We start from the raw sequence: 25,002 nt of genomic DNA, 5'->3' as shown, positions 1-25,002 counted from the left end.
GCCGGATGCGACCGCCCGCGCACCGGCACCGGCCACCGTCGGGTCAGGTTGCTTCGTGCCGCGGCCGCCCCCGCCGGCCGATGCGTGCGCTACAGCCGCCGCATCGTCGAAACCAGCGCGGCATCCTCGTCGGGCGATGCTGGCCGCGCCTGTGCGGGGCTGCGTTTCGGCCTCGGCGCCCCAAGCCCCGTGCCGCCCGTGCGCCGCCGCGCGGCGTGCCGTTCGATCACCCGTTGCAGCACGCAGAACACGCACAGCAGCGCGCCGATCACGATCCGCGTCCACCACGAACTCAACGTGCCGTCGAACGTGATCAGCACCTGGATCGTGCCGAGGATGCCGACACCGAATACCGAGCCGAGCACATAGCCCACCCCGCCGGTGAGCAGCGTGCCGCCGATCACGGTCGCGGCGATCGCGTCGAGTTCCATGCCCTGGGCCTGCAACCCGTAACCCGACAGCACGTACAGCGTGAACACGACGCCGCCGAGCGCCGAACAGAAGCCGCTCAGCGCGTACACGCCGACCTTCGTGCGCGCGACCGGCAGCCCCATCAGCAGCGCCGAACGCTCGTTGCCGCCGATCGCGTAGACGTTACGGCCGAAGCGCGTGAAATGCGCGACGTAGATCGCGCCGGCCAGCGTCGCGAGCGCGATCAACGCGCCCGCGCTCAGCGTGCCGCCGCCCACCGGCACGCTGAAGCCCGCGATTGCATGAAACACCGGCTCGTTGATCGTGATCGACTGCGTCGTGATCAGGAAGCACGCGCCGCGCGCGAGAAACATCCCGGCGAGCGTGACGATGAACGGCTGCAGCCGGAAATAATGGATCAGCGCCCCCATCGCCGCGCCGTACAGCGCGCCGAACGCGAGCACCAGCGGCACGATCACCCACACGGGCCAGTGCAGCCGCTCGGCGCCGACCGCGCAGAAGATCGTCGTCAGCGCGACGACCGAGCCGACCGACAGGTCGATGCCGCCCGACACGATCACGAACGTCATCCCGAGCGCGACGATCAACAGGAACGCATTGTCGACGAGCAGCCCGGTCAGCACCTGCATCGAGAAGAAGCCCGTGTAGGTCACGGACCCGAAGCCGAACAGCGCGGCGAACAGCACGATCGTCACGACGATCGGCAGCGTGCGCGGGTCGGCGAGCCGGCCAAGGAATCGGTTCATCGCGGCGTGGCTCCGGAAGTGGCGCGCGAACGCGCGGAAGGCAGCAGCCGCGACGCGTGCCGGACGACCGACGCACGGGCGGCCTCCGACTGGATCAGCGTCACGACGATCACGACGACCGCCTTGACGACGAGCGTCGCCTCCGGCGGCACGCCGATCGAGTAGGTCGTGTAGGTGAGCGTCTGGATGATCAGCGCACCGAGCACCGAGCCGGCGAGGCTGAAGCGGCCGCCGAGCAGCGACGTGCCGCCGAGCGTCACCGCGAGGATCGCGTCGAGTTCGAGCAGCAGCCCCGCGTTGTTGCCGTCGGCGCTGCGCACGTTCGAGCTGGCCAGGATGCCCGCGAGCGCCGACATCACGCCTGAAAACAGATACACGCCGAACACGATCGCCCCCGAGCGCAGCCCGACGAGCCGTGTCGCGACCGGGTTCACGCCGATTGCGCGGATGAACAGCCCGAGCGCGGTGCGGTTCACCAGCAGCGCGGTCGCGGCGATCGTCGCCAGCGCGATCCACACCGCGCACGGCACGGCCGCGAGATAGCCGCCGCCGAGCGCGAGGTAGCCGGGCGCGCCGATCGGGATGATCTGGCCGCCCGTCAGCAGTTGCGCGACGCCGCGGCCGGCCACCATCAGGATCAGCGTCGCGATGATCGGCTGCATCCCGACGAACGCCACCAGCAGCCCGTTCCATGCGCCGGCCAGCAGCCCGACGCCGAGCGCGGCGGCCAGCGCCACGCCGATTCGCGACGGGTCCGCGTCGAGCACGATCGCCGCGGCCGCCCCTGCGATCGCGACGATCGCGCCGACCGAGATGTCGATCCCGCGGGTCGCGATCACGAGCGTCATCCCGAGCGACACGATCACGAGCGGCGCCGCGCGGTTCAGGATATCGATCGGCGCGCCGAACAGGTGAGCGTCGAGCAGCGTGATCGACAGGAAGCCCGGGCGATACGCGACGTCGAGCGCGAACAGCAGCGCGAGCGTCAGCACCGGCCACACGAGCGAATGACGGAACAACGTGCGCAGCCGCGTCATGACTGGCCTCCCGCGATCAGCCGGTACACCTGCTCCTCGGATGCGTCGGCGCCGGTCAGTTCGGCGACCTTGCGCCGGTCGCGCAGCACCGCGATCCGGTGGCTCACGCGCACGACCTCGCTGATCTCCGACGAGATGAACAGGATCGCGAGCCCTTGCGCGCACAGCGCGAGCACGCGCTCCATGATGTCGAACTTCGCGGCGACGTCGATGCCGCGCGTCGGCTCGTCGAGGATCAGCAGCTTCGGTTCCGTCGCGAGCCAGCGCGCGAGCAGCACCTTCTGCTGGTTGCCGCCCGACAGCAGCCCGATCGGCTGCTCCGCGTCGCGCGCCTTGATGCCGAGCCGCGCGATGTACGTATCGGCGAGCTCGCGCTGCCGCGCGCGCCCGATCAGCCGCCACCAGCCGCGCCGCGCCTGCAGCGCGAGAATGATGTTCTCGCGGATCGACAGCGCGGCGACGATCCCCTCCTTCTTGCGATCCTCCGGGCAATACGCGATGCCGTTGCGGACCGCGTCGTGCGGCGACGCGAGCCGCGTGCGCGCGCCGTCGATCTCGATCGCGCCGGTGTCGGCGCGCTCCGCGGCGAATGCCAGCTGCGCGGTTTCGGTGCGCCCCGAGCCGAGCAGCCCGGCCAGCCCGACGATCTCGCCGGGCCGCACGTCGAGATCGAGCGGGCTCATCATTCCGCGCCGGCCGACCTGCTGCATCGACAGGAACGGTTCCGCGTCGCCCGTGGTGCGTTCGACCGCCGCCGCCCCCGCCTGCAGCGTGTCGGACATCCGTTCGCGGCCGGTCATCTTCGCGACCAGCACGTCGACCGGCAGGTCGCGCGCGAGATACTCGCCTTCGCGCTCGCCGTTGCGCATCACGGTGATCCGGTCGGACACCGCATAGGTCTGCTCGAGAAAGTGCGTGACGAACAGGATCGCGATGCCCGACGCCTTCAGCCGGCGCAGCACGTCGAACAGCCGCGCGACCTCGCCGTCGTCGAGGCTCGACGTCGGCTCGTCGAGAATCAGCACGCGCGCGTCGACCGACACGGCCCGTGCGATCGCGACCATCTGCTGCACGGCGATCGGATACGCGTCGAGCGAACGCGTGACGTCGAGCGCCAGGTCGAGTTCGGCCAGCGCCGCGCGCGAGCGTGCATGAATCGTGTTCCAGTCGATCGCGCCGCGCCGCATCGGCTGCCGGCCCGCGAAGATGTTCTCCGCGACCGACAGGTTCGCGCACAGGTTCACTTCCTGGTAGAGCGTCTGGATGCCGGCCGCCTCGGCTTCGCGCGGCGCGGCGAAATGCACGACCCGGCCGCCGACGCGAATCTCGCCCGCGTCGTGCGCATGCACGCCGGTGAGCACGTTGATCAGCGTCGACTTGCCCGCGCCGTTCTGGCCCATCAGCGCGTGGATCTCGCCCGGAAACAGCCGGAAGTTCACGCGCTGCAGCGCGTTCACGCCCGGAAACGACTTGTCGATGCCGATCATCTCGACCACCGGCGCACTCTCCATGCATCCTCCCTCGAAGCGGTTGGCGCCCGGGCGGCCGCCACGCCGCCGCCCGCGCCGGATCGTCGTATGTGGCTCAGTACTTGCGGGTCGGCAACACCTGGGCCGCGACGTTCATCGGGAACACGGTCTCGTTCGTCACGATGCGCTTGGGCAGTTGCTTGCCGGCGACCACGTCCTTCACCGCGGTCATCAACTGCGGGCCGAGCAGCGGGCTGCATTCGACGTCGACGTTGATCTTGCCCGCGACCATCGCCTGGAAGCCGCCCTTCGTCGCGTCGAACGACACGACGCTCACGTCCTTGCCGGGCTTGATCCCCGCCTCTTCCATCGCCTGGATCGCGCCGAGCGCCATGTCGTCGTTGTGCGCGTAGACGACGTTGATCTGCTTGCCGTAGGTCTTCGCGAACGCTTCCATCACCTGCTTGCCGCCCGCCAGCGTGAAGTCGCCGCTCTGCGACGCGATCACCTTGAACTTAGGATTGCTCTTGATCACTTCGAGCAGGCCGGCCCGCCGGTCGTTGGCCGGCGCCGAGCCGACCGTGCCCTGCAGCTCGACGATATTGATCGGACCGGGGTCGTTCTTGTAGCGCTCTTCCATCCAGTGGCCGGCGCGCCGCCCTTCCTCGAGGAAGTCCGAGCCGATCATCGTCACGTACAGCGACGGGTCCTTCACGTCGACCCCGCGATCGGTCAGGATCACCGGGATGTGTGCGGCTTTCGCTTCGGTCAGCACGGGCTCCCAGCCCGATTCGACGACCGGCGAGAACGCGATCACGTCGACCTTCTGCGCGATGAACGAGCGGATCGCGCGAATCTGGTTCTCCTGCTTCTGCTGCGCGTCGGAGAATTTCAGGTTGATGCCGGCGTCCTTTGCCGCGCCCTTCACCGACACGGTGTTCGCGGTGCGCCACGCGCTTTCCGCGCCGACCTGCGAGAAACCGAGCGTGATCGGCTTCTGCTGCGCGTGCGCGCCGCCGGCCAGCGCCGTCGCCGCGGCAACGATCGCGCCCGCCGCCAGCTTCCTGATGAATGTCATGGTTCGTCTCCGATGATGTCGTTGTCTGCCGTTGCGCTGTTCTGTTTCTGCGTGGCGCAGGCACGGGTCGGGGCGGTGCGCCGGCCGGGGGCGTCGCGCCGGCCCGGTCTGCATGCCCCGCATCAGTCTAGAAACAAGTCCGATAACCTTCTAATGAAATATTGGATTGGGGCGATATCGGATTCGGCATACGTATAAACACCTAAGCATGTGGGCAGGCCCGTTCTAGCCGGCCTTGGCCGCGTTTTGCGCGGCCTTTGCACGCGCCACGCGCACCACTGGCGCGTGGCCTCGCGGCATCGTCAAACGCTCGTTCCAGCCGACATCGACGATCTGCTTGGGAGCGTCGAGGTTCGTTGAACGCGACACGGCATCGACACGATCCGCCCGATGCCGGCACCGGGCCGCAGTCATCTTGGCCGGGCGAAGCCGTTGCGTGATTTCGTCGGTGCAGCGGTAACAAACACCCGAACGCCCGCCCGGCGCGCACTTGCGCCGGGTCTCCTCGGGCGCGCCTGGAACGGCGCACGGTTCTTGCTGCGCGACGCCCGAACGTACGCATAAACAGGAGAAAACCGTGCGCGCAGGATGTCCACCCGGAACGCAGCCCGACGATACGCGGATCGGCCCCGACGTCGATCGCCGCGCCGCAGCATGAAGCAGCGCGCCCCGTCGCAGCCGAATGCACGCATGCCCGCCGGGCCGCTGCGTCATGTCGACGACCGCCGCCCCGGCTATACGCGCCGGCCGCTCCGCAACGGCTTCGCGTATTACGGGCCGGACGGTGTGCGAGTGCGCGATGCCGACGAAATTGCCCGTATCAACGCGCTGGCGATTCCCCCCGCGTACACCGACGTGTGGATCTGCATGGACCCGCGCGGTCATCTTCAGGCAACCGGCCGCGATGCACGCGGGCGCAAGCAGTATCGCTATCACCCGCTGTGGCGCGAGACGCGAGATGCGAACAAGTACGCGCGGATGGCCGCGTTCGCGCGTGCGCTGCCGCGCATCCGCGCGCGCGTCACGCGCGATCTGGCGCTGACGGGCATGCCGCGCGACAAGGTCGTGGCGACGATCGTCCGCTTGCTCGACACGACGCTCGCGCGGATCGGCAACGCGGAATACGCGCGCGAAAACGGCTCGTACGGGCTGACGACGCTGCGCAAGCGTCATTTGAAAATTCGGCCCGGCCAGGTGCAGTTGCGCTTCGCCGGCAAGAGCGGGATCGAACACGACGTGACGGTCGACGACGCGCGGGTCGCGCGGATCGTACGGCGCTGCGCCGAGCTGCCCGGGCACGAGTTGTTCCAGTATGTGGACGACGACGGCGTACGCCATCCGGTCGGGTCGTCCGACGTGAACGACTACCTGCGCGAGGCCGGCGGCGCGGATTTCACCGCGAAGGATTACCGGACCTGGGCCGGCAGCGTGCATGCGCTCGGGTTGTTGCGGCGCACCGAGCATCGCGGCGTCACGCACGCGCGCAAGCAGATCGTCGAGACCGTGCGCGCGGTGGCCGAGCTACTGCGCAACACACCGGCCGTGTGCCGGCGCTGCTACATCCATCCGGCCGTGCTCGACGCGTTCGAGGCAGGCACGCTCGCCGCGCTTGCGGTCCGGCGGACGCCGCGCGGCTTGCGCGCGGATGAAGCGGCGTTCGTGGCGTTGCTCCGCAGCGCACGCCGGCGCATGGGGACATGACTGCGCACATCGCCCGGACACCCGCTTCGACGCAGCCGGCCCCACACGAACCCGATGTCGTTTACCACCGGGTTCCGGGCGCATGACCGATAGCCGCTCGCGCCCGTTTCCCTAAACTGGTTCGCACAACACACCTGCCCGGTGTCGTCCGCTACGCGCGGCACGCCACCGGCATCGACGCATCCCCGAGACATCCGCCTTCGCTGTCCGTCGGCCCGCACACCCCCGCTGCATTCCCGCCGGCCGCGCCGCCAAGGCCATTCCAGGAGAGTTCATTGAGCCCGTCGCAAGCGCGCCCCGCGAAAACCCGATCTTCGCGCCAGTCCGTCAAGCTGGATGACATCACGATCGTCGACCCCGCCGTCCTCAAGCGCGCGGTCGGCGCCATGGCGTTCGGCAACGCGATGGAATGGTTCGACTTCGGCGTCTACAGCTATATCGCCGTCACGCTCGGCAAGGTGTTCTTCCCATCCAGCAGCCCGTCCGCGCAGCTGCTCGCGACCTTCGGCACGTTCGCGGCCGCGTTCCTCGTGCGCCCGCTCGGCGGCATGGTGTTCGGCCCGCTCGGCGACCGCATCGGCCGCCAGCGCGTGCTCGCCGCCACGATGATCATGATGGCCGTCGGCACCTTCGCGATCGGCCTGATCCCCAGCTACGCGTCGATCGGCATCATGGCGCCCGTGCTGCTGCTCGTCGCCCGCCTCGTGCAGGGCTTCTCGACCGGCGGCGAGTACGGCGGCGCCGCCACCTTCATCGCCGAATTCTCCACCGACAAGCGCCGCGGCTTCATGGGCAGCTTCCTCGAGTTCGGCACGCTGATCGGCTATACGCTCGGCGCGGCGACGGTCGCGCTGCTCACCGCGTCGCTGTCGCAGGAAGCGCTGCTGTCGTGGGGCTGGCGCGTGCCGTTCTTCATCGCCGGCCCGCTCGGCCTCGTGGGACTCTATATCCGGCTGAAACTCGAGGAAACGCCCGCGTTCAAGAAGGAGGCCGAAGCACGCGAAGCGGACGAACGCACGCGGCCGAAGCAGCGCTTCGCGACGCTGCTCGTCGAACAGTGGAAGCCGCTGCTGCAATGCGTCGGCCTCGTGCTGATCTTCAACGTGACCGACTACATGGCGCTGTCGTACCTGCCGAGCTACCTGTCGGCGACGCTGCACTTCCGCGAATCGCACGGCCTGTTCCTGGTGCTGCTCGTGATGGTGCTGATGATGCCGATGACGCTCTACGCCGGGCACCTGTCGGACAAGGTCGGCCGCAAGCCGGTGATGATGGCCGGCTGCGTGGGCCTGCTCGTGCTGGCCGTGCCGGCGCTGATGCTGATCCGCACCGGCGGCATGCTGCCCGTGTTCGGCGGGATGCTGATCTATGGCGTGCTGCTGTCGACGTTCACCGGCGTGATGCCGTCGGCGCTGCCCGCGCTGTTCCCCACGCGCATCCGCTACGGCGCGCTCGCGATCGGCTTCAACGTATCGGTGTCGCTGTTCGGCGGCACGACGCCGCTCGTCACCGCGTGGCTCGTCGATCGCACCGGCGACCTGATGATGCCCGCGTACTACCTGATGGGCGCATCGTTCATCGGCATCGTGTCGGTGCTCGCGCTGCGCGAAACGGCACGCCAGCCGCTGCCCGGCTCCGCGCCGTGCGTCGCGAGCCGCGCGGAGGCGCTGAGCCTCGTTCGCGGCCCGGCCGACGAAGCGCGCGGGCAGGACAGGAAGCTCACGCCGGTCAGCGAACGCGCGTGATGCGGGCGCGGGTGGCGCTGGCGCTCATGAGGTGGCGCGACGCCGCGCGACATGCGCCGCGTCGCGCGCACCGCGTCAGCCTGCCGACAGCCGCTGCGCGTCGAACCAGTCGAACAGCATGCGCGTGACGAACGCGGGATTTTCCAGATTCGAGATGTGGCCGGCGTCCGGCACCAGCGCGTGGGTGCAGCCGATCACGCTCGCCATCTTCACGGTTTCCGACGGCGGGCGCGCCATGTCGCCCGCGCCGCACATCAGCAGCGTGCGTTCGGCGTCCAGTTCGGCGAGCGCCGGCAGCGTGTCGGGCCGACCAAAGATCAGTCGGCCGAGCGGAACGATCGATTGCCGCAACCGGTCGGCCGGCAGGTTCGCGAGCGCGTCGCGAAACGCGGACGGCACCGGGCCCGCCAGATTGACATCCGGCCGGAAGAACAGCGGCACGATCGCATCGAGCAGCGGCGGCGCGATACGGCCCGCGGCGGCGATGGCGTCAAGCATTCCGAAGTAGCGCAGCCGCGTCGCCTCCGGCTCGGCCTCGAGCGACGCATCCATCAGCACGAGCGAGCGCACGCGCTGCGGTTCGCGCAACGCGAGCCGCGCACCCCACATGCCGCCGACACTGAGCCCGACGAGCGCGCACTGTTCGATCGCCAGCGCGTCGAGCAGCGCACTCGCCTGCGCGGCGAGATCGTCGAGCGTCTGCGTGCCTTCCGGCAGTACGCCCGATGCACCGTGCCCCCACAGGTCCGGCACGATGACACGATACCGGCGCGACAGCGCGTCGATCTGCGGCGCCCACATCGCCGCATCCCACAGATAGCTGTGCCCGAGCAGCACCGGGAACCCGGTGCCGTGATCCTGGTAATGCAGGGTGCTGCCATGAATGTTCACTGCGGGCATGTCGTCTCCGGTGTCGGTGCGATCGGCAGCGGCCCGGAACCGGGCGCCGCGCTCGGCGGCGTGCTGCAACGAAGGCGAAGCGGCGCATCATCGCACAGGTTGCAGGCGCGGCGCATGACGGTTCGCACCTGCGTGCGCGTCGACCCTGCCGCATGCCCCTTCGACACGCACGCGCGACGACGTAGCGCGACCGCACTATCCGACGCGATACATCGGCACCACGTTGCTGCCGGCCGTTTCCGGGTCCGACGCGAGCGGATGACTCGCCTGTTCGAGCAGCCAGTTGGTCAGCACCGCGATATCGAACTCGTTGCATGCATCCGGGTTCTGCACCAGCACGTAGCTGCCCGATGCGACCGTGCAATGCGGGAACAGCTCGACGAGCCGGCCCTGCTTCAGCAGCCCGTCGACCAGCGGCCGCCGCCCGATCGCGATGCCGTGCCCGTCGACCGCGGCCTGCACCAGCTGGTCGTACTGGCTGAAATGCAGCGCGCCGGCGGGCCGCAGGCGCGGCACGCCCAGCTCCTTCAGCAGATGGCTCCATCCGTGCCACGGCCACTCGCCGCGCGGATCGTCGAGATGCAGCAGCACGTGCCGGTCGAGATCCTCCGGCTTCATCGACGCGACGTCGCCCGCCGCCGGCATCAGGCTCGGGCTGCAGACCGCCACGACGCGCTCGCGAAACAGCACGTCCGTCTCGTCCGTCGACGTATACGGCCCAGCATATCGCACGGCCAGGTGCAAACGTTTGCGTTTAAGATCTTCAATTTCGCTCGTGGCGGACACGCGTACGTCGATGTCGGGGTAGCTGGCGCGGAACGAACCGAGGCGCGGAATCAGCCACAGCGCCGCGAACGAAACGGTGGTCGACAACGAGATCGCGCGCTGGCCCACGCTCGACGACAGCTTGCCGATCACCGATTCCAGGTCGGACAACGCGAACGAGATCGCGTCGTACAGCTCGCGCCCCTTGTCGGTCAGCGTCAGGGAACGAATGTGCCGGTGAAAGAGCTCGATCCGGAGCTGCTCCTCGAGCGCCTTGACCTGCCGGCTCACGGCGGATTGCGTGACGTTCAGTTCCTGCCCGGCACGCGTAAAGCTCAAATGACGCGCCGCGCATTCGAAGCCTCTCAGGAAATCCAGGGAAGGCATACTTCTCAATCGCTTTGCCAATCTCACATTAGCCATACCGCCGCCTCAAAGTTGCACCCACCGACAGGCAAGTCGCCGTTCGTCTCCCTGACTCGTTTCTCCTTTTTGGATTCGGAAACGATTTTATATTGAAGCATGGATGCGGATCATTCTTATTTTCAATCGTGACACTCGTATTTATCTATCGATTTTCATCGGCCAGATAATCTTACATTACCATTATCAAGTAGTGATTTTGTAAATCAATAAGCGACCAGAATGGCGCGAATGATGACAGACAAAGTCGCGCAAAAACAGCACATTACGGGCAAAAATCGACGTCACGACAGCGATACGGACGTTTCGGCAGACGTGCATCCGCATACCTACAATTCAATTTCAGTCACCAAACGATTTTATTCATTTACCGTATTGCGAAAAGAAAACGCACTCCAACATACACGCCGAATACCATTTAAATCCATGATTTCATGTTTATAAAAACATACTAAACGCATGAAATTGAATTGCGCCGTGCAATTCCCGTAAATTGATGAACCAATTATGTCCGGTAATGAATATTCCGCGGACCGGAAACGGCAACCCGCGTGCATGACGCCACCCCGTCGTCCGGAATCGGTTCCGCCCTTTACCGGACTGGATGCGCGCCGCTATACCGCGTCCACCACGCCGTCCGTCACACGGGGCGTTCGCGCGGTCACTTCGCGGCGATAGCGGTTCAGCTCCTGCGCGGTCGCGAACGGACGCTCGAACAGGATCGACAGGTTGTGCAGGATCCGCTCGACCACCTTCTTTTCCCATTCGCCGTCGAAGCGGATCTGCTCGTCGAGCCAGCGCTCGAGCCATTCCGGATCGGGCAGGCGCGACTGCACGGTGTCGCGCGGGAACAGCGCCTGGTTCACGTGCAGGTTGGTCGGGTGCAGCGGCTTCTCGGTACGGCGCGCTGACGCCATCAGCACGCCGATCTTCGCGAACGCGGCACGCGCGACGTCGCCGCAGTCGTTCAGCGCCTTCTTCATATAGCGCAAGTACGCGCCGCCATGGCGTGCTTCGTCGCGCGAGATCGTTTCGTAGATCTGCTTGATGACCGGCTCGGTGTGCCAGTCGGCCGCGCAACGGTACCAGTGATTCAGGCGGATCTCGCCGCAGAAGTGCAGCATCAGCGTCTCGAGCGGCGGCGCCGGGTCGAATTCGAAGCGCACCGCGTGCAGTTCCGCTTCGGTCGGCACCATTTCCGGCTTGAAGCGGCGCAGGTATTCCATCAGCACGAGCGAATGCTTCTGTTCCTCGAAGAACCACACGCTCATGAACGCGGAAAAGTCGCTGTCGTGCCGGTTGTCGCGCAGGAACATTTCCGTCGCGGGGAGCGCCGACCATTCGGTGATCGCGTTCATCCTGATCGTCTCGGCCTGCTCGTCGGTGAGCAGCGACGCGTCGAAGCGGTCCCACGCAATGTCCTTCTCCATGTCCCAGCGCACCGCTTCCAGCGACCTGAAAAGTTCCGGATAGAGCATCGTCGTCACCGTCGTTGAAAGGCATTCGGGCCCGGCACCGGCCCGGTCATGCCGATTGCGTGGACGCCGGCGCCGTCGCTTCGGCGTCGGGTGCGCGGTCGTCCGCATCGTCGTCCACTGTGCGCGGCGACAGCCTGCCGCGCAGCAACGCGTAATAGAACTGCCGGTAGGTGCGGTGGTAATAGCGGATGCGCGGCCCGATCGCGCCATGCAGATCGTGCAGCCGCTCGATCGGCAGGTTCGGCATCATGTGGTGCTCGACGTGATAGTTGTTGCCGTTCGTGAACCACGTCATGAATGCATTGCTCTCGATCGTCCGCGTGTTGCGGAACGGATCGGTGCTCGTCAGGTCGCAGCGGTAATGCTCGGGCATCTCGACCAGCGCATGCACGGGCGCGGCCACGAACACGAGCGGCACGACCCACACCCACACGACGAACCACGTGTGCAGCGCGATCGACACGCCGGCCAGCAGCGCGATCGCCGCGACCATCAGCAGGTGATCGCGGCGGATCGCGCGCGACACGAGCGGGTTGTCGCCGAAGCGTGCGCCCGGCAAGACGAGCTTCGCGACGTTCTTCGCGAACTGGATATAGTGCGCGGCCATCGACAGCCGCCACGCCCACAGGCCGAGATTCACGACGGGGCGCGCGCCGTACTGGTCGCCGTAGTCGAAGAACTCCTTGTTCTCGGGCGTGCCGAGCAGCCGGTGATGGCGCAGGTGGCTGTCCTGGTACGCATGAAACGACACGAGCATCGGCATGCCGAGCAGCACGCCGAACACCATGTTGAGCCGCTTGCTCCTGAATCCCTGGTAATGCAGCGCCTGGTGCTGCAGCTCGACCCCGTGCGCGTACATCGCCCCGATCAGCAGGATGCCGACGATCTTCAGGACCACGACCGTCGACAACGCGAACAGCATGCCGTGCGCGATGAGTGCGACGTAGACCGCGAGCTTCAGCGAGAAGACGACGCCGCTCGGGCGGCTCTTCATGTCTGCAACCGGTTTCTGACGGGCGAGAAGCGATGAGGTGACGGACAAAATGCTCTCCTTGGCCGGACCCTGCCCGGCACGATGACGCGGCGACACTGGCGCGCTGCCGGGTTGCAATTCTTCTGTGTGTCGATGCTTCGGACAAACGAATTTTCCGAACGCATTGCATGACGCCCGCGCATGAGCGCACCACATCGTGAACTAGACGACCGGTCGAATGCGTACCGACCATTCACCTCGCACGGGCTCGCACGTATACACACATGGCAGTGCCGAGTGGATGCGTGCCGCTCATGCATAGCCTGCAAATATTCCGTTTGTCGTGCCATGTCGATCCGGCAAGAATCCCCCTCACTCGACGAACGGCGCCGCCGGCACCGTGGCGCGAGCGGCCGTGTTCCTCAAGGGGAGAATCCTCGTGACGAAGTGCGCATCCACCATTCATCGCCTCATCGAATCGCTCGAGGACGTCCCGGGCGCCATGCATCGCATGACGTTCGTCGACGACGCCGGCAACGAGGCGAGCATCACGTACCGGCGCTTCGCGGAAGAAGTGTTTCGCCAGGCCGGCGCGCTGCGCGAACTCGACGTGCGCGAGAACGACATGGTGATGCTGGCCTTGCCCGCGTCGGTCGAGCATGCGGTCGCGATGATGGCCTGCGTGATGACGGGCGCACTGCCCTGCACCGTGCCCGTTCCCGCGCGCCGCGCCACCACCGGGCGCCAGGTGATCGACGTGGCATGCGAGCTGTACCGGCCGCGCCTCGTCATCGCCGCGGATGCGCAGGCCGCCGCATGGCGCGACGATGCGTTTCCCGCTTCGTCCACGCGCGTCGTCGATCTCGACACGCTGTCGCTCGTCGCGGATGCCGGTGCGCGCGCGCTGATCAGCGCGAAGCATGGCCGCGATCCGCATCATGTCCAGCTCACGTCCGGCTCGACATCGCATCCGAAGGCCGCGGTGCTCAGCCACGAGAACGTGATCGCGAACGTGCTCGGCATCGGTGGGTCGGTGCGTTTCGACATTGCGGCCGGCGACGGCACCGCGTCGTGGCTGCCGCTCTATCACGACATGGGGCTGCTCACGCTGCTGTCGAACCTGCATTACCGTGCGCCGCTGCTGATGATGCAGCCGAACAGCTTCATTCGTAATCCGCTCGGCTGGTTGAAGCGCATCGCGTCGGCGCGCGCGACGACGACATCGGTGCCGACCTTCGCATTGCGCTACTGCGTGCGCCGTTTCAATGCCGCCGCGATGGAAGGCGTCGATCTTTCCGCGTGCCGCAACATCTTCATCGGCGGCGAACGCGTGGACGACGCGACGCTGCGCGACTTCGCCGCGACGTTCGCGCCGTACGGTCTCGCGGCATCGGCGCTGCAGCCGTGCTACGGGATGGCCGAATCGACGCTCGCGGTATCGATGCATCGTGCGTGGCACGACGGCGCCGTTGACGGCGCGCCGTACGTGATCGCCGACACGCTCGACCGTCGCGCGCTGATCGAGCGCCGCGATGCGCAACCGGCCGCCGCGAACGACGGCGCCGACACCGACACCGAAACCGTGCTCGCGATGGGCACGCCGATCGAGGGCATGGCGTTCCGGATCCTCGACGACGGCGACCACGCGCTGGCGAACCGCGCGGTCGGCGAAGTCGCGATCCGCGGCACGTCGGTGATGCTCGGCTACCTGAACCCCGACGACGGCTCGATCGCTGCGCCGCTGACGGCCGACGGCTGGTTCCGCACCGGCGACATCGGCTACGTCGCGGATGGCCAGCTGCATATCCTCGGGCGCAAGAAGGAAGTCATCATCATTCGCGGCAGCAACTACTTCCCGCATGAAATCGAGGAGGCGTTGGCCGCCCATCGCACGCTGCGCAAGAGCACCTGCATCGCGTTCGGGCTGCCCGATCCGGAGACGGGCACCGAGCGGCTGGTCGTCGCGATCGAGGCGCGGCCCGTCGATGCAACGCCGCAGACGCGCGCCGAGTGCCAGCAGCTGCTCGCCTCCCGGATCGGCTTCGCCGCGCAGGATCTGTGCTTCGTCGAACCGGGCTCGCTGCCGCGCACGACGAGCGGCAAGCTGCAGCGCCTGAAGTGCCGCGACCTCTATGCGAGCGGCGCGCTGTCCGTGATCCACGCGACGGCCGCCGCCGAAGCCGGCCAGGGAGCGTACGCATGACGACCGCCACGCTCACGCCGGTGCTCGAACTGCGCGACGTCTCGCGCGTGTACGAGGGCGCGGGCCGCGTCGTCGCGGTACGCGGCGCGACGATCTCGATCGGCCGGCGCGACGTCGTCGCGCTCGTCGGGCCGTCGGGCAGCGGCAAGAGCACGCTGCTCAACCTCGCCGGCTTTCTCGACGTGCCGAGCAGCGGCGAACGCTGGCTCGAAGGCCGCCGGATCGACGATGCGCCGGACACGCTCGAACGGATTCGCCGCGAGCGCATCGGCTTCGTGTTCCAGCAGTTCAACCTGATTCCGGTGATGTCCGCGCTCGAGAACGTCGAGCTCGGCTGCTTCGCATGGGGCACGCCTCGCACACGGCGCGAGCGCGCCCGCGCGATGCTCGACGCGGTAGGGCTCGCCGCGCGCGAACGCCATCGCCCCGGCGAGCTGTCCGGCGGCGAGCAGCAGCGGGTCGCGCTGGCCCGCGCGCTCGCCAAGGAGCCGGCGATCGTGATCGCGGACGAGCCGACCGCCAGCCTCGACAGCACCAACGCACGGGCGGTGGCCGAGCTGATCCTCGACACCAACCGCACGCTGGGCACCGCCTTTCTGATTGCGTCGCACGACGATCGTCTGTGCGCGCACCTGCCGCGCCGCATCGAGATGCGCGACGGCGTACCGGGAGTGAATCGTGAACTGGTCGACGTTTGCGTGGCGTAACCTCTGGCGCAACAAGCGCCGCACCGTGCTGACGATGGCGATGATCGGCGTCGCCGCGTTCGCGTCGAGCCTCGCGCTCGGCTACGTGATCGCGACCTTCGACGCGGTGCGCGAAGGGTCGATCGACAGCGGCGTCGGCCACGTGCAGGTGCTGCACCACGGCTATCTCGACCTGATCGGCGAGCGTCCGCTGCAGTACGGGCTCACCGCCGACGAACAGGCCACCGCCACGCATGCGATCGCGGCACTGCCCGGCGTCGCGACCACCGCGCGCGGCATCGACTTCGACGGGCTGATCTCGAACGGCGATCTCAGTTACGGCTTCGTCGGCGAAGGCATCGAGCCGAACCGCGAGCCGCCCGGCTTCTTCGACTATCACACGGTGCTGTCGGGCCGCTACCTGTCGCCGACGAATCCCGGCACCGAAGTCGTCGTCGGCGCGGAACTCGCGCGCAAGCTCGGCGTGCACGTCGGCTCGGTCGTGCAGTTGATGGCGTCGACCGCGCACGGCGGCATCAACGCGACCGATGCGCAGATCGTCGGCGTGATGAGCACCGGCAACAAGGACGTCGACGAGCGGATCGTCAACGTGACGTTCACGGCCGCGCAGGCGCTGCTGCGCACCGACCGCGCGTCGCGCATCGCGGTGTTCCTGTCGGACACCGCGCTTACGCCGGCCGCCGCCGCGACGCTGCGCGCCGCGCTGCCGACGCTCGACGTGAAGACCTGGGACCAGCTCGTGTCGCTCTATCACCAGGTCGTCGCGCTGTACAAGAACCAGTTCTCGGTGTTCGGCGCGATTCTCTGCCTGACGATCCTGCTGTCGATGAGCAACTGGATCCTGATGAGCATCGTCGAGCGTCGCCGCGAGATCTCGACGCTGCGTGCGCTCGGCGTGCCGGCCGCGACGGTGCGCGGCGTGCTGATCCAGGAGACCGCCTTCCTCGGCCTGCTGGGCGCGGCCGCCGGCATCGCGGTGGCGCTGCTGACGATGGTCGCGCTCAATCACGCGCAGATCCACCTGCCGCCGCCGCCGGGCCGCGTGAAGTCGATCCTGCTCGAATTCACGGTCTCGCCGGCCGCCGTGGCCGCCGTCGAAGGCGCGTTCGTCGTGCTCGGGGTGGCCGCCGCGCTACTCGCGACGCTCGGCCTCGCCAAACGCAACATCCTCGAAGGACTCGCCCCATGATTCGCATTCGCCACCTGGCCGCCGCGCTCGTCGTGTGCGCGCCGATCGTGCATGCCGCCGACGCCCCGACGGCCCAGACCATGCTCGCCCGTGCCGACGCGTACCGCAGCACGGCCGCCGATACGCAGACGAACATCCAGATCACGAACGAAGTGGGCGGCCAGTCCGGCGACGCGACGCGCTACCTCGTCTATACGCGCGGCAACGGCGACACGCTCGCGCTGACGCGCAGCGGCGAGAACGACGGCCAGAAATACCTCGCGACGACGCGCGGCCACTGGTTCTACGTGCCTAACACGCGCAGCGCGGTGCGCATCAACGGGATGCAGCGGCTGCAGGGCGAGGTCGTGATCAGCGACATCACGCGCACGCACTGGGCGGACAGCTATCGCGCATCGGCCGCGCCGGGCGCGACGACGATCGCCGGCAAGCCGGCCACCGAGCTCGATCTGACCGCGACCGATCCCGACAACGTCTACCCGACGATCAAGCTGTGGGTCACGCCCGACACCGACGTGCCGGTGCGTGCGCAGTTCTTCCTCGCGAGCGGCCTGCTGTTCCGCAGCGCCGATTTCTCCGCGCCGGTCGACGCGAACGGGCGCAAGGTGATCCGCAAGATCACGTATCGCAACGAGATCGAAAAGCAGCGCGCGAGCGTCGTCGACATCCTCGACGGCCAGCCGCGCAAGATTCCGTCGGGCTGGTTCAACCCCGACACGCTTGCCGATGGCCAGTGACAACCACGCCCATGTCGACGCCCATCGTGACCGCCGCCTTCCATCATCCGGCCGACTCTGGCCCGCCGCCGCGCTCGCCTTCCCGCTTGCGCTGGGCTGCACGCTCGCGCACGGAGAATCGCTGATGGAACAGTTGAGCACACTGAACGGCATCGCGTATGCAAGGTCGGTCGACAGCATGGACGGGCACGCGCTGCTGGGCAACCTGATCGGCGATCAGCCGCGCAACCTGCAGGAGGCGGGCCTGCTCGCGCGCATCGACGGCGAGAACCTGTTCATGAACGCGCGTGCCGTGGCCAGCAACCACTCGCTCGGCGCGCAGGCCACCCGCTTCAACGAGGCCGGTGTGCGCTACGCATTCGACAACGGCATCACGCTCACCGCCGGCAAGCGGATCGACCCGCTCGATACGTCGCAGGCGTTCTTTCCGCTCGGCTTCTTCCAGAAGCGGGCCGCGACGGCCGACATCTACGATCGCTACGGCGATGTCGAGGGCACGCCGCTCGTCGAAGCGAAATGGGCCGGCGAACAGACCACGCTGCAGTTCATCGCCGGGGAAAACCGCACGCTGCGCAGCGACGTCGACAACCGCGACGTGCAGGGCGCGACGCAGCTCGTGCGCGGCGCGTACAACTGGTCGGGCGGCTCGGCCGCGTTGCTCGCGGGCCGGCACGCAGGCCACGGGGGCGCCGGCGCGACGCTGTCGTTCGACGTAGCGCGCTCGAACACCGTCTATGCGAGCGCGTGGCTCGAGCGCGGCACGACACGGCCATTGCCAGCGTTCATCGCGAACGGCACGCCGCTCGATTCGCCGGCCGCGTACGACGCGGTCGATCGCCGCAACGATCGCCAGATCATGTGGCGCAGCGCGGTGGGCATGCAGAGCGCGCTGCCCGGCAACTTCTCGCTGATCGTCGAGTGGTCGCACGACGAGGCGCGCTACGACGCGAACCAGTGGCGCCAGATGGTTGGCGCGGTCCGCGTGAACAACGCGCTGCTGCCCGTCGCGCCCGACGCGGCGCTGGGCGGCCTCGGCGGCACGGCCGATTTTGTAAGCGTCGACGGTAACCTACGCGACTACCTGTTCGCCCGGCTCGGCAAGAAGATCGGCCGCGTCGAGTATTCGCTGCGCGGCGTCTATTCGCCGCAGGACAAGGGCCTGCTCGCGATCGCGCAGGTCGTCGCCGACGTGAACAAGCGCGTGAGCGTCGATGTCGCGGTCACCCGCGCGTTCTCCGACAGCAACTCCGAGTACCGGATGGTCGGTCTCGGCACCCGTATCGACGCCGCCGTGCGCGTGCGCTTCTGACAGGAACCCAGCCCCATGTCCACGCTTTCCGCTCCCGCTTCGTCCGCCGCCCCGCTCGCGCCCACGCCGCTGCTGCTGCGCGTGGCCGACCAGGCCGCGTATCCGGTGCTGCGCCACTTCGACACGATCGCGTCGCTCGGCACGCCGCCGCGCGCGGCGGCCCGGCTCGTCGAAGCGGCTGCCGTCCGGCTGCTCGACAGCGAGATGGTGATCGCGCTACATGCGGCCACGCCGGACGTGCTGCCCGATTCGTCCGCATCGACGCCGCTGCGGCACGACGAAGCGCCGCTCACCGAAGCACTGCTCGAACAGATCGGCCGCGAAGGGTTTCATCACCTGTTCAAGCCGTTCATGCGCGCGTTCATCCGCATCATGTTCGGGCTGTTCTTCTCCGACGACCAGAACCGTCGCGCGTGCGACTGCATCGACAGCGGCCACAACTTCGCGTTCCTGATGAGCGACGGCGGCGGCCCGACGCTCGCCGCATGGCGCACGGTCGTGCGCAGCGACGACAACGGCCTCGCGCTCACCGTCGACAAGGTATGGGGCATCGAAGCGCATCGCGACTGCATGGCGGTGGTCGCCGCGCGGTTGCCGGGCGTGATGTTCCCGGCCGCCTACCTCGTGTGGCCCGACGAGTACCGGAAGCTGAAGCGCACGACCTGCGGCGCGCCGTTCCTCGCCGGCAACCTGCAGCTCGCGAACGTCGGCGGCCAGGTGCGCGCCCATGCCGAGGATCGCCTGCGCATCGGCGGCCCGACCGTGTTCAACAAGTACCTGACCGTCGTGCGCCCCTACTTCGTCCGCGCGCTGATGGCGCACGTCGGCTGGCTCGCGCAAACGGGCCGCGTCGAACTCGACGCCGACGCCCGCGCCGTCCACCAGTTCATCGCCCACGCCGCGCGCAGCCAGACCGACGACGCGCACTACAGCTTCGGCAAGGTGCAGCGCGTGCTCGCGATCAAGCTGCTGTCGAACGAGTTCCTGACCGCGCTCGTGCGCGACGGCAGGGTGGCGACCTTCGACGACCAGCGCGACCTGCTGGCGTTTTCGAAGATGGAAGGCAGTTCGTACCGTTGTTATCACGAGCTTCGCAAGAGCCTGCGCTGCGAAGCCGGCAGTTGACCCACGCGACAGGCCGATCGATCCCGATCAACCCACTTCATTTTCAGGAGCTCCTCTCATGACGACCCAGAACGTTCCGGCCGACGCGCTCGACATCCTGTCCCGCGAAGTCGCGAAGATCCTCAACGTCGAGACCGTCGACACCGACGCCGGCATCGGCGAACTCGGCATCGATTCGCTGAACATCGTCGAGCTGATCGTGTTCTGCGAACAGCTCTACGGTTCGATCGACCCGGAAGCGCTGAACATCACGCAGTACACGACGCTGCAGCAGCTCGACGCGCAACTGCGCCGCCAGCAGCACGCTGCCTGACACGACGATGCTCGCGCCCCTTGCGACCGTGGCGGCCCCCGCCGCCCAGCCGGCCCCGGCCACCGCGCTGACCGTGCAGGCGCTCGCGTACCAGCGCGTCGCGCCGTCGCGCGACGGCGCGGCCGTGCCGCTCGACGACACGGCCCGCGCGATCGGCACGCTCGCGTGCGCCGAACGCGAGCGGCTGTGCGGCGCGGTCGGCGCGGACGACTACGTGGTCAGCTCGACGATCCTGTCGATGCTGCTGATGAACGATTCGCCGCAGCATCGCGTGTTCGCACAGGCACTGGCCGGCGCGAACGACTACACGCCCGACTGGATGACCTGCTCGTACGAATGCGCGGGCTGGGGCTACGTATTGCGCCGCTCGCTCGCCACCGCGGCCGAGACCGGGCCGCGCACGCTGCTGCTGCAGATCGTCGACATCGACGTGCACGGCTTCACGTACTGGCACGGCAACCCTGCGTGGGGCCGCTCGGGCTTCGGCGTGTGCTCGCTGCTCGTCGATGTCGGCCGCGAAGCGGCATCGTCGGCGCCGTCGGTGTTGGCTGAGGCCGCGCCGCCGGCCAGCGCAGTCGTGCGGCTGGGCCGCGACATCCGCACCTTCTGCGCGGCCCGCCCCGGCTTGCACGCGGCGCTGCCGTTCTTTCCGGCGACGTCGCGCCGCGCGTTGCTCGCGTCGGTCGGCAAGACGCCGCTGCTGCCGGACGGCCATGAGCAGTTCGGTCATGCGTTCGGCAGCGATCCGTGGCTGTCGGTGCTGCTCGCGCATCGCGACGGCGACACGCCGCGCCGCGCGGCCGTCTGCTCGCTCGCGCTGAACGGCTATTACGCGATCGCCGACGTTGCGTTCGCGCCGGACGCAACGTTTTCTCTCGACGACGAGGCGTGACATGGTGCGACCCGTTCATTTCACCTACCGGATCGAGCGCGACGCGCGGCAGCCGGTCGCGGTCGCCGCGAGCGCGTACCGGATGCCGCTCGACACGCCGGCCGACTACGCGCGCGCCGCGCTCGCGGAATCGGCCGGCGACGTCTATGACGCGGGCGATGCACTCGGCGGCGAGCGCCGCGTGCTGCTCGACCACGTCCAGTACTTCGCATTCCTTGCCGAAATCACGGCACGCATCCGCGACGCCGTGCATCCGGACGCACGCGTATTCATCGAAGTCTGCGCGCCGTACTTCGGCGCGCTGCCGGCCGAACTGCTCGCGCCGCACGTGCTGCTCGGCGTGCACCTGTACGACGAAGCGTTGCGCGACGCCGCGCGCGGCGCACCCGTCGTGTGGATCGGCGACCGGATCCTGCGCGACGCGGAGTTCGCCGGCGACAACCGCGTGTGCTGCGCAATCTGGCCGGCGCGGCTCGCCGACGCGTTCGACGCGCAGCTGCGCGGCCCGTGGCCGGCGTATGCGATCCGCCTCGACCCGCACCCGGCCGCGCCGCGCGCCGCCGCCATGACGCTTACCGATTCCGCCCATCATTCCGGCGCCGCCGCGCGGCCGGGGAGACCTTGAAATGACTGACACGCTCACCGTAATGCAGGACACGGCCGACATCCGCTGGTCGATGCCCGTCGACGCCCTGATGTCGAACGACTACGCCCTGCGCGAAGAGGCGCTGAACCGGTTGTACGAAAAGGCGAAGGCCGCGCAGTGGGACGTCGCGACCGACGTCGACTGGAGCCACGATCTCGATCCGGCGAACCCGCTCGGCATGCCCGACCCGACGCTGCTGATCTATGGCACCGAGCTGTGGGGCAAGCTGTCGGACACCGACAAGCGCGAGGTGCGCCATCACGCGCAGGGCTGGCTGCTGTCGCAGATCCTGCACGGCGAGCAGGCCGCGCTGATCTGCGCATCGAAGCTCGCGTCGGCCGAGAACGGCCTGAGCGCGCGGCTGTGCGCGGCCGCGCAGATGATGGACGAAGCGCGCCACGTCGAAGCCTACGCGAAGCTCGTGAACGAGAAGCTCGACGTCAGCTACCCGATGAGCCGCTCGCTGAAGGGGCTCTTGCACGACACGATCACGAGCAGCGCGCTCGACATGACGAACCTCGGGATGCAGGTGCTCGTCGAGGGCATCGCGCTGTCGATCTTCCAGAGTGTGGTCGCGTACAGCACCGATCCGTTCATCAAGGACCTGTTCGTGCGGATCCAGCGCGACGAGTCGCGCCACTTCGCGGTCGGCCGGATCACGCTGTGCCGCGTGTATGCGGAGATGAGCGCGGTCGAGCTGCGCGAGCGCGAGGAGTTCGTCTGCGAAGGCGCGGCCGTACTGTACGAGCATCTGTGCGCGGACGACATCTGGGAACCGATGGGGCTGTCGAAGCGCGAATGCAGCGCGATGGTGCGCGAGTCGCCGGTCTCCAGCTCGATCCGCCGCTCGATCTTCCGGCGCCTGGTGCCGACGATCCGCGAGATGGGCCTGCTCACGCCGACCGTGCAGGCGACCTTCGAAAAACTCGACGTCCTCGACTACGCGGCGATGCCGCTCAACTGAACCATGACGACGACCTCCTCCCAAGCGTCACGCGATTTCTGGATCGGCATCGACGCGGTGGCCTACGAGCTGCCGGGCCTGCCCGTCGACATCGAGGCCTGGGCCGCCGAGCGCGACTACCCGGCGCAGCGGGCCGCGGCGATCGCGCGGTCGGGCAGCCGCTATTTCCACATGGCGCTCGACACGAGCGAGACCGACCTCGCGATCGCGGCGGCCGGCCGCCTGCTCGACACCGCGCGCGTGCATCCGTCCGACATCGGCGCGATCGTGCACGTGCACACGCAGCAGTTCAGCGTGCCGCCCGCGCCGCGCAGCCTGCCGCACGAGCTGGCCGCGCAGCTCGGCATCGAGCCGCTGTGGCTCGGCTCGGTCGCACAGCTGAACTGCGTGTCGGTCGCGGCCGGCATCGAGACGGTGCGCGCGCTGATGCGCCGCTATCCGCAGCTCGACGCGGCGCTCGTCGTGTCGTCCGATCGCGTGTACGGCGAGGATTACCGGATGCGGCAGATGACGGGTGTGCAGTGCGACGGCGCGGCCGCGATGCTGATCGCGCGCAACAGCACGAAGAACCGGCTCGGCGGCATCGCGATCGAGACGCATGCGAAATGGCATCGCGGCTCGGACACCGTCGCCGCGAACGAGGCCGACCTGATCATGATGGAGTGGCCGTACACCCGCAAGGCGATCGACGCGGCGGTCGCGCTCGAGCCGTACGCGCTCGACGCGTACGAGCTCGTGCTGCCGCACAACGCCGACCTGCCCGGCTGGAACGCGCTGTGCCGCGCGATGCGCGTGCCGGCCGAGCGGCTCTATGCGGAAAACATCCATGCGCGCGGCCATGCGTGCTGTTCGGACTTTCCGATCAACCTGGCCGACGTCGGGCTCGACGCGGTCGCGCGCGGCCAGCGCGTGCTCGGCGTGATGCAGTCGAACTGCGGCGCGTACGCGGCCGCCACGCTCCATCCGGTGGGCCGCCATGACGCCTGAGCGCCCGCTTCCGCCCGCCGGCGACCACGCGTGGATCGCCGACCTGCGCACGCCGTGCTACGTGTACGAGCCGGTGGTCGCGATCGCGCGCTACCGGTCGCTGAAGGCGCGGCTCGGCACGCGGCTGATCGTGTCGCTGAAGGCGAACCCGAACCAGGACATGCTCGCGCGCTGCGCGCATGCGTACGAGGATGGCGTCGAACTCGCGAGCCGCGGCGAACTCGATGCGGTGATCGGCCGGATCAAGACGCCGCGCTACCTGAACAACCCGTCGATGGACGAGATGTTCATGCGCGCCGGGCTCGCGTCGCGCTGCCATTTCGTGCTCGACAACCCGGACGCGGTCGCGCGCTTCGTGCCGCTGGCGCGCGAGGCGGCGGCCGGCGGCAGCACGCCGGGCGCCGTGCTGCTGCGCGTGAATGCCGGCGCGCTGGCTGGCGACGATGCACGCGCACTGTGGCACGACCACTTCGGGATGACGCCGAACGAGGCGCACGACGCGGTACGCACGCTCGCCGCCGCCGGTTTGCCGGTGGCCGGGCTGCACGTGTTCTCCGGCCCGCATTCGTTCGTCCGCCAGGACGCGACGCAGCCCGACACGCTCGTGCTGCCCGAGCGGCTCGCGGCGCTCGCCCGCGATCTCGCGCCCGCCAACGGCGCGCCGCTCGCGTCGCTGAGCCTCGGCGGCGGTTTTGCCGACGATCACCCGGGCGATGCCGCGTTCGAGCGCTATGCGACTGCGCTCGCGCCGCTGGCCGGCCAGTACTCGCTCGCGCATGAATCGGGCCGCGCGATCTTCGCCGATGCGGGCGTGTTCGCGACGCGCGTCGTCGCGGTCAAGACGTGGCAGGACCGCACGATCGCCGTCTGCGACGGCGGGCTGTCGCATGCGTTCCTGCTGGCGCAGACCGAATCGGTGATGCGCCGGCTGGCCGCGCCGTCGCTCGTGCGCCGCACTGCGGAGCCGCCGGTACGCGGCGTGCCGACGATCTACGTCGGCAGCACCTGCAGCCGCGCGGACGTGATCGGCCGCGACGACACGGGCGCCCCGCCGCAGGTCGGCGACATCGCCGTGTTCGCGCGCTGCGGCGCGTATCACCGCACGTACTCGATGGCGCATTTCCTGTCCCACGAAGCCGCGCACGTGTACGTGCGGCCTGCCTAGACCCACCTGAGAGAGGAG

22 protein-coding genes are annotated in these 25,002 nt (G+C 68.3%); 14 read left to right on the top strand and 8 right to left on the bottom strand.

Translation table 11 applies throughout. From position 1 onward, the window contains the following. Window positions 1–89: 89 nt before the first annotated feature. The 4 genes from yjfF to LGM89_RS26065 form a co-directional block, all read right to left on the bottom strand. Window positions 90–1,178, bottom strand: a complete 1,089-nt coding sequence (yjfF, locus tag LGM89_RS26080; RefSeq protein ID WP_089498810.1) for a galactofuranose ABC transporter, permease protein YjfF — start codon at window positions 1,176–1,178, stop codon at window positions 90–92. Continuing rightward, window positions 1,175–2,215, bottom strand: a complete 1,041-nt coding sequence (locus LGM89_RS26075) for an ABC transporter permease (protein WP_226204956.1) — start codon at window positions 2,213–2,215, stop codon at window positions 1,175–1,177. Before LGM89_RS26075 ends, yjfF begins: the two co-directional genes overlap by 4 nt. Then, window positions 2,212–3,726 carry a sugar ABC transporter ATP-binding protein gene (locus LGM89_RS26070; protein ID WP_226274399.1) on the bottom strand — a complete coding sequence of 505 codons (1,515 nt, stop codon included), beginning with the start codon at window positions 3,724–3,726 and terminating at the stop codon, window positions 2,212–2,214. Before LGM89_RS26070 ends, LGM89_RS26075 begins: the two co-directional genes overlap by 4 nt. A gap of 73 nt (window positions 3,727–3,799) precedes the next feature. Beyond that, window positions 3,800–4,762: an ABC transporter substrate-binding protein gene (locus LGM89_RS26065; RefSeq protein WP_226274398.1), complete on the bottom strand. Its 963-nt coding sequence runs from the start codon at window positions 4,760–4,762 to the stop codon at window positions 3,800–3,802. A 654-nt stretch (window positions 4,763–5,416) separates the two neighbouring features. On the opposite strand from LGM89_RS26065, the gene LGM89_RS26060 reads away from it, so the two are divergent. Together LGM89_RS26060 and proP are read left to right on the top strand one after the other, a co-directional pair. Next, on the top strand, window positions 5,417–6,463 hold the full coding sequence (locus LGM89_RS26060; protein ID WP_226274397.1) for a DNA topoisomerase IB: 1,047 nt from the start codon (window positions 5,417–5,419) through the stop codon (window positions 6,461–6,463). A gap of 275 nt (window positions 6,464–6,738) precedes the next feature. Beyond that, window positions 6,739–8,208 (top strand): glycine betaine/L-proline transporter ProP, encoded by a 1,470-nt coding sequence (gene proP / locus LGM89_RS26055; RefSeq protein ID WP_226274396.1) that lies wholly within the window; start codon window positions 6,739–6,741, stop codon window positions 8,206–8,208. 75 nt (window positions 8,209–8,283) lie between these two features. Here proP and LGM89_RS26050 read toward each other — a convergent pair whose 3' ends face one another. The 4 genes from LGM89_RS26050 to LGM89_RS26035 all read right to left on the bottom strand — a co-directional run bounded on the left by LGM89_RS26050 (window position 8,284) and on the right by LGM89_RS26035 (window position 12,768). Then, window positions 8,284–9,108, bottom strand: a complete 825-nt coding sequence (locus tag LGM89_RS26050; protein ID WP_226204965.1) for an alpha/beta fold hydrolase — start codon at window positions 9,106–9,108, stop codon at window positions 8,284–8,286. A 195-nt stretch (window positions 9,109–9,303) separates the two neighbouring features. Further along, complete coding sequence (locus LGM89_RS26045; RefSeq protein ID WP_089498818.1) at window positions 9,304–10,296, bottom strand: LysR substrate-binding domain-containing protein; 993 nt, start codon at window positions 10,294–10,296, stop codon at window positions 9,304–9,306. 614 nt (window positions 10,297–10,910) lie between these two features. Further along, complete coding sequence (locus LGM89_RS26040) at window positions 10,911–11,783, bottom strand: ferritin-like domain-containing protein (RefSeq protein WP_226274395.1); 873 nt, start codon at window positions 11,781–11,783, stop codon at window positions 10,911–10,913. A gap of 37 nt (window positions 11,784–11,820) precedes the next feature. Continuing rightward, the gene (locus LGM89_RS26035) at window positions 11,821–12,768 is read right to left on the bottom strand and encodes a fatty acid desaturase family protein (protein ID WP_089498820.1); all 948 of its coding nucleotides are present in this window, start codon (window positions 12,766–12,768) and stop codon (window positions 11,821–11,823) included. 418 nt (window positions 12,769–13,186) lie between these two features. Between LGM89_RS26035 and LGM89_RS26030 the strand changes: the two genes are divergently transcribed. Genes LGM89_RS26030 through LGM89_RS25975 form a run of 12 tightly spaced genes read left to right on the top strand, consistent with a single transcriptional unit; the run spans window position 13,187 to window position 24,984 of the window. Then, a complete protein-coding gene (locus tag LGM89_RS26030) occupies window positions 13,187–14,950 on the top strand; it encodes a fatty acyl-AMP ligase (protein ID WP_226274394.1) in 1,764 nt (587 codons plus the stop codon). Further along, the gene (locus tag LGM89_RS26025; protein WP_089429816.1) at window positions 14,947–15,657 is read left to right on the top strand and encodes an ABC transporter ATP-binding protein; all 711 of its coding nucleotides are present in this window, start codon (window positions 14,947–14,949) and stop codon (window positions 15,655–15,657) included. Before LGM89_RS26030 ends, LGM89_RS26025 begins: the two co-directional genes overlap by 4 nt. After that, on the top strand, window positions 15,629–16,846 hold the full coding sequence (locus tag LGM89_RS26020; RefSeq protein WP_226274393.1) for an ABC transporter permease: 1,218 nt from the start codon (window positions 15,629–15,631) through the stop codon (window positions 16,844–16,846). Before LGM89_RS26025 ends, LGM89_RS26020 begins: the two co-directional genes overlap by 29 nt. Then, on the top strand, window positions 16,843–17,583 hold the full coding sequence (locus tag LGM89_RS26015) for an outer membrane lipoprotein-sorting protein (protein ID WP_226274392.1): 741 nt from the start codon (window positions 16,843–16,845) through the stop codon (window positions 17,581–17,583). The genes LGM89_RS26020 and LGM89_RS26015 overlap by 4 nt, the downstream gene beginning before the upstream one ends. Then, entirely contained in the window at window positions 17,573–18,892 is a 1,320-nt protein-coding gene (locus LGM89_RS26010; protein WP_226274391.1) for a hypothetical protein, read from the top strand. The genes LGM89_RS26015 and LGM89_RS26010 overlap by 11 nt, the downstream gene beginning before the upstream one ends. 15 nt (window positions 18,893–18,907) lie before the next feature. Continuing rightward, complete coding sequence (locus tag LGM89_RS26005) at window positions 18,908–20,017, top strand: hypothetical protein (RefSeq protein ID WP_226274390.1); 1,110 nt, start codon at window positions 18,908–18,910, stop codon at window positions 20,015–20,017. A 58-nt stretch (window positions 20,018–20,075) separates the two neighbouring features. Then, complete coding sequence (locus LGM89_RS26000; RefSeq protein ID WP_011350104.1) at window positions 20,076–20,330, top strand: acyl carrier protein; 255 nt, start codon at window positions 20,076–20,078, stop codon at window positions 20,328–20,330. Between the two features lie 7 nt (window positions 20,331–20,337). Then, window positions 20,338–21,222 carry a hypothetical protein gene (locus LGM89_RS25995; RefSeq protein WP_226274389.1) on the top strand — a complete coding sequence of 295 codons (885 nt, stop codon included), beginning with the start codon at window positions 20,338–20,340 and terminating at the stop codon, window positions 21,220–21,222. A 1-nt stretch (window position 21,223) separates the two neighbouring features. Further along, a complete protein-coding gene (locus LGM89_RS25990; RefSeq protein ID WP_226274388.1) occupies window positions 21,224–21,847 on the top strand; it encodes a hypothetical protein in 624 nt (207 codons plus the stop codon). Between the two features lies 1 nt (window position 21,848). After that, entirely contained in the window at window positions 21,849–22,832 is a 984-nt protein-coding gene (locus LGM89_RS25985) for a ferritin-like domain-containing protein (RefSeq protein ID WP_046547055.1), read from the top strand. Between the two features lie 3 nt (window positions 22,833–22,835). Next, entirely contained in the window at window positions 22,836–23,819 is a 984-nt protein-coding gene (locus LGM89_RS25980; protein ID WP_226274387.1) for a 3-oxoacyl-ACP synthase, read from the top strand. Beyond that, window positions 23,809–24,984: a PLP-dependent decarboxylase gene (locus LGM89_RS25975; protein ID WP_226274386.1), complete on the top strand. Its 1,176-nt coding sequence runs from the start codon at window positions 23,809–23,811 to the stop codon at window positions 24,982–24,984. Before LGM89_RS25980 ends, LGM89_RS25975 begins: the two co-directional genes overlap by 11 nt. Window positions 24,985–25,002 lie beyond the last annotated feature (18 nt).

Source organism: Burkholderia sp. AU31624 (assembly GCF_020420065.1).
Taxonomy (GTDB): Bacteria; Pseudomonadota; Gammaproteobacteria; order Burkholderiales; family Burkholderiaceae; genus Burkholderia.
The sequence above is the reverse complement of the archived record's forward strand: the minus strand, read 5'-3'. Positions and strand labels throughout refer to the sequence as shown.